Source organism: Clostridium fallax, assembly GCF_900129365.1.
In the GTDB taxonomy this organism is placed as follows: Bacteria; Bacillota; Clostridia; order Clostridiales; family Clostridiaceae; genus Clostridium_AH; species Clostridium_AH fallax.
Genome location: NZ_FQVM01000052.1, coordinates 1 through 2,846, shown reverse-complemented (window position 1 = coordinate 2,846; position 2,846 = coordinate 1). Strand labels below are relative to the sequence as shown.

3 protein-coding genes are annotated in these 2,846 nt (G+C 21.5%); all 3 read left to right on the top strand.

Annotated features, from left to right (window positions below; translation table 11 throughout):
- Positions 1-223: 223 nt before the first annotated feature.
- Positions 224-1,441 carry a glycosyltransferase family 39 protein gene (locus BUA70_RS12755; RefSeq protein ID WP_159429654.1) on the top strand — a complete coding sequence of 406 codons (1,218 nt, stop codon included), beginning with the start codon at positions 224-226 and terminating at the stop codon, positions 1,439-1,441.
- On the top strand, positions 1,416-1,847 hold the full coding sequence (locus tag BUA70_RS12750; protein WP_242977313.1) for a GtrA family protein: 432 nt from the start codon (positions 1,416-1,418) through the stop codon (positions 1,845-1,847). The genes BUA70_RS12755 and BUA70_RS12750 overlap by 26 nt, the downstream gene beginning before the upstream one ends.
- 19 nt (positions 1,848-1,866) lie before the next feature.
- Positions 1,867-2,846: glycosyltransferase family 2 protein (locus BUA70_RS12745; RefSeq protein WP_072897872.1), on the top strand; the 980-nt coding region annotated here is incomplete at its 3' end.

The following is a 2,846-nucleotide window of genomic DNA, read 5'->3' as shown; positions in this document are numbered from 1 at the left end:
GAGGTAGTTATTTATGGCCTTAAAGTTTAGCAAATTCTTAAACTATTCACTGACTTTTTTCTTCTTTTTAATTGTAATTGTATCTCTTAACCAAAGCTTTATTTATATAAAAGATTTTAATTTCTCAGATGTTATATTTATTTTATTTTTTATATTAAGTAGTTTTTTAATATATTTATCTATAAAAAAAAATATAAACCCTTATAAGATAATTTTATTAATAATGATTTTATCATTTTTAATAAGACTTTTATGGATCCTTTCAATAAATAGTGTGCCTTTTTCTGATTTTAGTGGAATATATGAAAATGGAAAATCAGTTCTTCAAGGAAATTTTCAAATATTTAAAGGGTCTCACTATTATGGAAGATTTCCTCATTTAACTATTACAGTTTTATATTTTGCTTTAATAAGAATTTTTTTCCCTAACCCATTATTTGCTATTAAATTTATTAATGTTATTTTCTCAACTATTACTGTATTTTTATGCTATTTAATAGCTAAAGAAGTTTTTAACTCACATAAAAAGGCTATCATAGCTGCTTATATAAGTGCAATATATCCTCCTCTTATAATTTATACTGCTGTAACTTGTTCTGAAAATATGGCTATACCTTTTTTTCTTATAAGTATATATATTTTTATATTAGCCATAAAAAATAAAAAGAAAATTTATTACTTAATTTTATCTGCACTAACCTTAAGTATAGGTAACCTTTTTAGAATGGTTGGAGCAATAATTATAATAGCTTATATTATTTATTTACTAATTTACTTTAAAGAATCTAAAAAGAAAATTTTATTATCTATTATTTCATTGATTATGGGGTTTTATATTCCTTTAATACTAGTTAGTAAATCTCTTATTTTAAGTGGAATAACAGAATTTCCTCTTTGGCAAGGCAGTGAATCTAAATGGACATCTATTTTAAAGGGATCTAATATAAATTCTTTTGGAAGATGGAATAAAGAAGACGCTGATATAATTGATGTTTATCCTAATAATTATAAAAAAACAGAAGATTTATGTAAGTCAATAATAAAAAATAGACTTTTAAATACACCTACGTATAAATTGGCCCAATTTTATGTAAGAAAGTACGTTATGCAATGGAGTAACGGCGATTTTGGAGGAATATATTGGGCAAATGGAGATTTAAAAAAAGAATCTTTAAAAATAGACTTATATTCTGGTGGTATTTTTTCCATTCAGTTATTTTATTTTTTCATTGTTCTTCTTTCTTTTATTGGTATCTATAAAAACAAATATAATTTAAGAAATTATTTAATAAATTTATTTTATATAATTTTTTGTGGGTATGGCTTAATGTTTTTGATTATAGAATCACAGGATAGATATTCTTTTATTGCTTCTTGGATTTTTATAATCTTAAGTATTACAGCCTTTGAGGGGAGTGAAATCTTTGAAAAAAACAAATAACCTAATATTAAATTTTAAAAAGTTTAATAAATTAAATCTATTCTTTAAGGAAACTAGTAAATTTTCTTTAGTAGGTTTATTAAATACTTTAATAAATATAGCTATATATAATATTTTACTCTTTTTAAAATTTAACTATATAACAGCTAATATTATAGGCTATATAGCTGGAATGTTTAATAGTTATATTTTAAATAAAAAATGGGTTTTTAAAAATAATTGCCATAATAACTTTATTATTTTTAAATTTATTATAGTTAATTTAATTTCTTTATTAATAAATAATTTAACGCTTTATCTATTTGTATCTTATTTTTTTATAAACAAAAATATATGTCAAATTTTTGCTATAATTTTAGGATTTATTATTAATTTTTTAGCCAGTAAATTTTGGACATTTATATAAATTTTAAGGAGATGATTTTATGATAAATAATTATTTAATTTCTATTATAGTTCCTATGTATTTTGAGGAAGAAGTTGCAAAAGAATGTTATTATAGATTAAAAACTTTAATGATAAAAAATAATATAAATTATGAGTTTATTTTTATAAATGATGGCTCTAAGGATAACACTATTAATATTTTAGAGGAATTATCTAAACATGATAAAAATCTTAAAATAATAGATTTTTCTAGAAATTTTGGTCATCAAAATGCTGTTACCGCAGGGATTTTTAATTGTTCTGGAGATGTGGCTGTTATTATGGATGCAGATTTACAAGATCCTCCTGAATTAATATTACCGATGATAAAAAAGTGGAAAGAAGGTTTTAATGTAGTATATGGAAAAAGAACTACAAGAAAAGGAGAAAATTTTTTCAAACTCTTAACAGCTAAATATTTTTATAAATTCTTAAACTATATGTCTGATATATCTATTCCAAAAGATACTGGAGACTTTCGTCTTATAGATAGAAAAGTAATTAATGAATTTAAAAAAATGAAGGAAAAAAACAGATTCATAAGAGGTATGATTAGTTGGATAGGTTTCAAACAAACCTATATAGAATATAAAAGACAAGAAAGATTTGCAGGTAAAACTAAATACCCACTAAAAAATATGTTAAAACTTGCAGAAGATGGAATTATCTCCTTTTCTTCAAAACCATTAAAAATTATAACACATTTAGGTTCTTTAATATTTTCATTATCTATTTTACTTTTTATATATATAATTATTTACAAACTATGTTTAAAAAATACTTTATCTTTTAATGTTATTATAATATTTATTTTATTTTTATTTACTGGAATTCAATTACTATCTCTAGGTATATTAGGTATGTATACAAAAAGAATTTACGATGAAAGTCAAGAAAGACCTCCTTATATTATAAAGAAAAAAATAAAGAAAAAGAAAAAAAAGAAGAAAATAGAAGTTTTCATGATAATAAAAAAGAA